Source organism: Cohnella cellulosilytica, assembly GCF_042431195.1.
Lineage (GTDB): Bacteria > Bacillota > Bacilli > Paenibacillales > Paenibacillaceae > Cohnella > Cohnella cellulosilytica.
Genome location: NZ_JBHMDN010000045.1, coordinates 1 through 7,383 on the forward strand (window position 1 = coordinate 1; position 7,383 = coordinate 7,383).

5 protein-coding genes are annotated in these 7,383 nt (G+C 52.7%); all 5 read right to left on the reverse strand.

What is annotated here, in order from left to right; all coding sequences use genetic code 11:
- Positions 1 to 208: 208 nt before the first annotated feature.
- Positions 209 to 349, reverse strand: a complete 141-nt coding sequence (locus tag ACFFT4_RS26790) for a hypothetical protein (protein ID WP_378052106.1) — start codon at positions 347 to 349, stop codon at positions 209 to 211.
- 673 nt (positions 350 to 1,022) lie between these two features.
- Entirely contained in the window at positions 1,023 to 2,102 is a 1,080-nt protein-coding gene (locus ACFFT4_RS26795) for a hypothetical protein (RefSeq protein ID WP_378052107.1), read from the reverse strand.
- A gap of 286 nt (positions 2,103 to 2,388) precedes the next feature.
- Positions 2,389 to 3,111: a response regulator gene (locus ACFFT4_RS26800; RefSeq protein WP_378052109.1), complete on the reverse strand. Its 723-nt coding sequence runs from the start codon at positions 3,109 to 3,111 to the stop codon at positions 2,389 to 2,391.
- Positions 3,101 to 4,279, reverse strand: coding sequence for a sensor histidine kinase (locus tag ACFFT4_RS26805; RefSeq protein ID WP_378052110.1), 1,179 nt, complete (start codon positions 4,277 to 4,279; stop codon positions 3,101 to 3,103). The genes ACFFT4_RS26800 and ACFFT4_RS26805 overlap by 11 nt, the downstream gene beginning before the upstream one ends.
- A gap of 140 nt (positions 4,280 to 4,419) precedes the next feature.
- Positions 4,420 to 7,122: a stalk domain-containing protein gene (locus tag ACFFT4_RS26810; RefSeq protein WP_378052112.1), complete on the reverse strand. Its 2,703-nt coding sequence runs from the start codon at positions 7,120 to 7,122 to the stop codon at positions 4,420 to 4,422.
- Between the last annotated feature and the right edge of the window lie 261 nt (positions 7,123 to 7,383).

Below are 7,383 nucleotides of genomic sequence, written 5' to 3' on the forward strand. Positions count from 1 at the left end.
GACAAGCACCTCACGCTTGGAGATGTCGTATATCGAATTCGGCAGGAGTTTCTCGGGCAAATCATCGTCTATGTGTACCAACAAGCCCTAGAGAAGAAGCCGCTTTTCGACATCCTTAAGCATCTCAAGATCCCTGCCTAAACAGCCGAATCACTTATCCTACAATACGTCTGTCCATTTTCAGAATTATTGCCGGAAATCACAAGACTCAAGTTAGTAATTGAACAATAATACCGTCACTCGAAATCTCCTCACTAAACGCAGGGAATATTAGAAATATATGATTTAATAACACAACTAACGCAGCAATCCCTCTCAAAGAATCTAATTGCTCAATTCTGTTGATCAATGATTGTCCTCCTGGCTTTGGATAATTTAACCTCCTTAACATTATATTATCTATGGAATTAATTCAATTCATTTAGTTAGCATTCCGGCACATAGTCGCACAGGGAAGCGAAAATGTAGTCATTGCTGACCGCCCATTCACAGGCTGCTACTAATTTATTCTTCACAGCGGTCGTCAATAGAAGATCGGCATGCGTGAACATGATCCTTGTGTTTTGCTGACCCTGAAATGCGATGTCCGTCAACGTATTGTCAAAATATGATCTTACGTTTGCGATATCCTCTAGCCTGGTCATTTGATTATTTCAGCGCAGCAGAACCAAGCGGTTAATGAGTGAGAGCCACGATGTTAAAGAAATAGAGCCACTGTGTTAGTCGGAAGGGCCACCGCTAAATTCGGCAATTTAGTAGTCCGTACATAGTAAGTAAGTCAAGGCCGCGAAGCGTTCATTTCAGCCTTGACTTGCGCCCTAATGCCCTCACACTCTTCTATGGTCCAGCAAAGCCTTGCTGGACCTGCCACACGGCGAGTGACGGGGTGCAGGGGGCGTGCTCCCTGCGTTTCCCCGAGAGGGGGACGGAAGGGGGACGCTTGCATTCCTTGACATTAAAACTATGTGGCTCTCGCCGTTAACATCGTGGCTCTAAATGATTAACGAAGTGGCTCTCGCTCATTAACTCAATGGCCCTCGGGCACCGAAATACTCAGTCATTGTTTTTGCAAAATAAAAACCCTCGATCTCATCGAAGTAGTCATCGCATTCTTGCATCGTGTCGCGCTGAATACTATTGAGATAATAGACAGTAGACCGATTGTCATCAGCCGTTAAAAACCCTCTTGCTCCTGCGTTTTTCCACAACCGAGCTGTATCTATATTACCCACACGTGGCACCCTATCGATGTTGTATCCCGACGAAAAAGACTTAATTACCGTCATCATCGTCTGATAATGAGATAGAGCGGTAGCGGCGGGAATTAATCCACCCCCATAGTTAGACGATGCGTTTTGCGCGTGAAACGCGAACTTCAACCAATCTGCATTTTTCCGAAATTCCACTTTGCATTTGGTCGTCATGCTACTTAAATTCCACGCATCAGAATCCTCGTAGAAGAGGTTTAGCGTAAATACTGCCACGTAAGTAACGTGAAGATATTTAATATAGGCAAAGTCAGCTTGTTCGAACAGTGACGTATAGGTCGACACGTTTAGCGTTAAATCCTTTAGCGGGGAAATAAAGTCATCTAGCGACAAGTGCATGTATCTATCGATGACTTTCGGAAATACTCTAACCTTTGATACGGTATAGTTATAACCAGCTGCCGCATCTCTCCAAGATACGCCCGCATATAACGGGCCAACGGAGAGAGAAAACAGGCTTTCCGGGGTAGGATACAGCATGCATTTTAAGACGCCGTTGTGGAACAACTGAACGTTTTGCCCTTGGACAGCCTTTATGCTGTTGCCAGCTACGGCTGCAAAGTCATTTCCATTGACGCGAGACACCGGGAGAGAGCCAATAGTATCTAGACCGCCAGCGGTAATCCTTTGCAAATTGGTATAATTAAATGATGCGCCTTCAGTCAAGTTGTTGACTGTAAACGCGAAATTTTTATCATCTACTCCAAATGCTAAACGCACACGAGCTGCCAGTCCGGTCGATCCAAGAGTAACTTCAATCCCGCGTGCATTTCTGATTCCTCTAAATAAGGCAACATTAAGATGATTTCCCACGCTTGAATTAATTTTGAGCACTCCATTATCAACAGCGATTCCGGGTGTTGTTAGCCAGTCACTTAAACCATTCGCGAAATTATCAATTTTTGAGACGACAGCATGATCTTGTGCGTTGGTTTACTAAGTTCATCTTTCTTACATAATCAACATCGATTTGATCTTTTAACTGCTCAAAATCCGCCTTTTGTACAGCAACAGCTCACTTAATCCATTACCAACCAACAAAAAAACCGCAATCCCCAGAACCCGTCCGGAGATCGCGATTTCACTTATTATGTATTACAGAGTTTTAATTACAGAGTCCTTACAAAGTAACCCAACCAAACTTGATCGAAGTAATGACAGCCTGGGTGCGGTCGTCCACTTCCATCTTCTGCAGAATGCTGCTGACGTGGTTTTTGACCGTTTTCTCGCTGATGAACAGGTTCTCCCCGATCGTCTTGTTGCTCTTGCCCTCGGCCATCAGCCGGAGCACCTCCGCCTCGCGGCGGGTGAGCGGGTTGTTCCCGCGCGGGATAAACTTCGTGACCGTCTCCCGGCTGGCCGCCGCGCCGGAAGCGGCGCCGATTTCGTCGAGATACGTCATGCGGCGAAGCTGGTTGATCAGCTTGCCCGTCACTTTCGGATGTATGTAAGCATGTCCTTCCGCAACCGTGCGGATGGCGTTAACGAGCGACTCCGCCTCCATGTCCTTCAGCAGATACCCTGACGCGCCCTTGCGCAGAGTCTCGAACACGTAGCTCTCGTCGTCATGAATGGAGAGAATAATGACCTTGATCTCCGGAAAAATATCGCGCAGCTTCTCGGTCGCCACCACGCCGTTCTCCGTCGGCATATTGATGTCGAGCAGGACGACGTCCGGCTTCTCTTGGTTGCAGAACTCCAGCACCTGGATGCCGTCGCCGCACTCTCCGATCACCTCCAGATCGCTCTCCATATTCAGAATTCTTTTCAGCCCCTCGCGGAAAAGCTGGTGATCATCGGCTAAGAGCACTTTGATCGAACGTGCCGCAGTCTTATTCTCCATGCGCAATTAACTCCTTTCCTGAATCTGCTTTTATAGGAACATTAATCTTAATAACCGTGCCCTGGCCGATCGTGGAATCGATCTCCATCTTGCCTTGCAGCAGCTCTACGCGCTCCTTCATTCCAATCAAGCCGAAATGGGTGTGCGATTTGATTCGGGACTCCGCCAGATCCGGATTAAACCCGACTCCGTTATCTTCTATGAACATCCGGACGGTGTCATCCAGGAAGATCAACTCAAGCGAGACGAACGTCGACTGCGCATGCTTCAGCACATTGTTGAAGCCCTCCTGCACGAGACGGAACATGGCCGCTTCCATCGCGTTCGGCAGTCTTTTCTCCTTGCCGGACGTCTCGAAGACAGCCCGAATTCTCGTCTTCTCCTCGAAGTCCTGCACGAACTTGCGCAGCGTCGGCACCAGACCGAGATCGTCCAAAGCCATCGGACGAAGGTTGAAAATAATTTTGCGAATTTCCTCCAACCCGATCCGGATTTGCGACTTCAAGTCGATCAACTCGCTGCGTACGAGCTCCAGATCGCCCGTATCCAATAGCCTCTCGGCAATCTCCGTTCGCAGAACGAGGTTGGCCAGCGACTGGGCCGGTCCGTCGTGTATTTCCCTTGCGATTCGCTTGCGCTCATCTTCCTGGGCCAGAATGATCTTAAGACCGATCATCTGACGATTTTTCGCCGATTCCAGAATTCGCGTCACCTGGGTCAGGTCACCTGACAAGTAATCGAGCACAACGCTCATCTGCAGGCTGATCGTGTCCGCGCGCTCGATTGATACCTCTACGCCCTTCACCCTCATCTGCAGCTCGTCTCTCCGGGCCTTCAAGTACGTTTCCTTCTCCCGGTACACCATCAGATCGAGCTGAAGCTGCGTCGCCTTCTCATAGGCCGACTTGATGTCTCGCTCGGTATACCGGACGAAATCCCGGCTCACTTCCGTGAGCCGGATTCTCGCCAGCCGATAATCCCGTTCTATGCGGTCTACCTTGTCTATCGTTTCCGACGTCTCCTGCAATACGGATTCCAACTCTTGCGTGAGAGAGAGCAGCTCTCGGCGGGCAGCCTCGCAGATTTCGAACACCTGAACCTTGCTGTCTTCCATGACCGAGATCGCATTCTGAATGACGCGGTCTATCTGATCTACATGATAATCCACGCTAATTACTCCCCTACTCGAGACACCGTCTAAAAATCTTTCTTCTCTCAGCCTAAAGCCGATCTCGTCAGCTAGCAATGTTTACATCATACCATATTTCGCGTCGCCAACGAGAGAGGAATAGGACCTTTGGTCTAAAATTAACGAATTGTAATCGTTTGGGTTTTGTTCACCCAATCTACCTTTTGCCCCAACGTCTCGGATACGAGACGGACCGGAACGTAGACGCTGCCTTTGATTAACAGGGGCGCAACCGGCATCGATTGACGAACGCCGTTTACGGTCATCGTGTCCTTGCCGACCCACAGCTCCAGCATTTTATCGCCGCGCAGCACCGTTACTCTCTTCGCTTTATTATCCCAGACGACCTGGGCGCCCAGCGTGTCTCCTACAAAACGGAGAGGCAAATAGTTCGTATTCGTTCCTTTCTGAATGAACGGCGCTCCCGGCAGCGTGACGCTCTTCCCGTCGACTGTCGCCTGCTTCTTGCCGACCGTCATGACAATCGTCGGCTGGGCGACGGCGATCTGTCCCGGCGGGTATTGAAGCACGAGATTGTCGAAGGCCATCTGTCCCAGCATCGAACGCTCGTCCTGATCCTGCTCCTGGTTGACAAGATACAGCTTGACCAGCTTGGCTTCGCCTTTCAGTCCGGCTTGGGCCAAGTCGAAGCGGATATTTTTCCAGCCCGTCCAATCGACCTGATCGGCGATCGTCGCATAAGCCGGCTTGCCGTCTCCGTTAATGAACTCCGCCCGCAGCCAGTGCATGCCGCCGTCGCCCATCACGTCGATGGAGATGGCGCTTGGCGAGCCTTTGATCGCGATGCCTTTGCCGTCGTTCAGCACTGCATTGGCATACCTTTTGCCGGTTCCGACCGTAAAATCGTAATCCATCGTCAGCACCTTCGACGACTCGCGGCCGGTGATACCCGTGGCGATCGCCGCCGAACCGGCCGTCTCGACCGGAGTGCCGGAGAAGCTTACGTTGTACGTCGCCGCCTCGAAATCTTCCAGCATCTGCTCCGTTCCCGAAGCCAACACGGCTACCGCTCCGAAGCCGTCATAACGCGCGATGGCGTAGCCTGCGGCAATGTTGTTCTGCACTTTATCGATCGTCAGCTTGCCGTCCTGCACCGCCGCCGTAAAGCCCTTGAACTCCCAGGATACCGACGAGGCCGGCACCGACAGCAAGCGTCCGTCCGTCAGCTGCGCTTTCACCGGAACGTTGATCGTCGCGCCCGGCTTCAGCAGCGTCGAGCTCGGCTCGACGATCAGCTTGTCGATCTGCGCTTCGCCGACGATCTCCAGCTTCAGAGAATCGCTGGCGTTTCCGGATTTGACGCTGACCGTTGCCGTTCCCGCTTTCGCAGCCTGGAACATCCCGTTGGCGAACGATCCCAGCTGCTTGTCGATGCTCCAGGCCGGCGTTAAGCCGGTCGGATCGATCGGGTTGTAATAGGTGTCGTACGCCTTAAGCGAATAGGCTGCTTGCTGACCGATAAACAGCGTCTCGGGGCCGCTGGCCGCGATTCCCTTCAACGAACCTTGCGGAGCGGTCGTATAGACGCCGATTCCGTTCGTGACGAGACGCTGCGTCGTGCCGTAGGAAGTCGGATGCGTGAGCTTCGTTTGAAAATCACCCAGCGGCCGGGTAACCATCGTCGTCGAACCGCCGCCGTCGAGATTCACGGCCTTCCAGACGCCGAGCTCCTTGAGCATCTGCTGCAGCTCTTTCAGCGTGACGCCCTTGCGCCCGCCGTTCTCTTCCACGGTGAGCATGTAGGCGGTGGAGCCATCCTTGGAGAAGCCGACAGCCGTACGGGCGCGATCCGCATAACCGCTTAATCCGTTCACGTCTCTCGTGAAGGACACGGGCGCTCCCTGGTCCATCAACAGCGTATGACCGCTTACCATCATCTGAAAATCCGCCGGGTTGTAGGTTTTGCCGGATTTTGCCGTCAGGGAATAGTCCGCGTTAATCCGGTCTCCGACCGCCAGACTGGCAACGAAATTGCCGGAGTCCTTCCCGTAGTGGCCCCGCAGCACAAACCCGTTCTCGGGAATCGGCGTCGCGATCGCCCCTCTCTCGGCTACCTCGGTTACGATACCGTCGACGACAAGCGCCTCGTTCGGAGTAGTCGAGCTGTTCGCCGGCCGCTCGGACGCGGTCCAGGCGCTCGTATACAGGTACAGGGCGTTGACGTGACTGTAGCCCTTGTCCGGCTCTGTGCGATAGGCCGACTTGTTCACCCCTGTCAGCGGGTAGGAGACGCCCTTGTCCACCGCGGTTACCGTACCAGCGAACACGAAGTTGTCGATAATGGGCTGACCGTCTTTGGTTACGCCGAACGCATACATTCCCTGCAGCTGCTCGGTGCTGACGAGCAGCTGCCCCGAGGTGATCTGCGCGCCCATCGGCACGCCTTCGGTGCTGCTGGCCGTACGGAACACGTCGCCGTTAATGCCGGCAACCGCCTCCGTCTCCTTCGTCATCGCTCCGACCGACTGCTTGCCCGTAACGCTGCCCTGCGGTCCTCCCATCGCGTTGAGCTGGACATACGGATTTTTGAGGTCCACCTGCAGCACATGCAGGACTTCGGTCGGAATCGAGGACTTCGACGGAACCCAGGCGTAAGTCAGTTGACGAACGCCGGAAGTCACCATCGTCTCGCTCTGCTTGGTAAGCTTATAAGTGACCGCAGACGACTGTGTCGCGGCGACGGCGTGGGGGACGGAGAGGAATCCCGAGCTGACGGGACCGGTGAACACCAATACTCCTGCGAGAAAAGGCAACACGAATCTGTGACGCTTCTGTCGGGCTTGTGAAGTGAATAATGGCATGTACTTCTGTTCTCCTGTAAGTCTATTGGATTTGGGGCGGAGTTCGGCTTTGGGCGCCAACGGCGCCTGTTCCTAGCAAACTTCCTATTATCCCTATTCTATTAGACTCAAAAAGAGGCCAAAAGTTACATCCGAGATGCGAGATCGTAAAATTTTAAATCGGATAGGAGGCTACCCATTAGTTGAGTAGCCGACCTTCCACACCACCGTACGTACCGTTCGGTATACGGCGGTTCCTTAGTTCACGCTGTAACTTGTCGA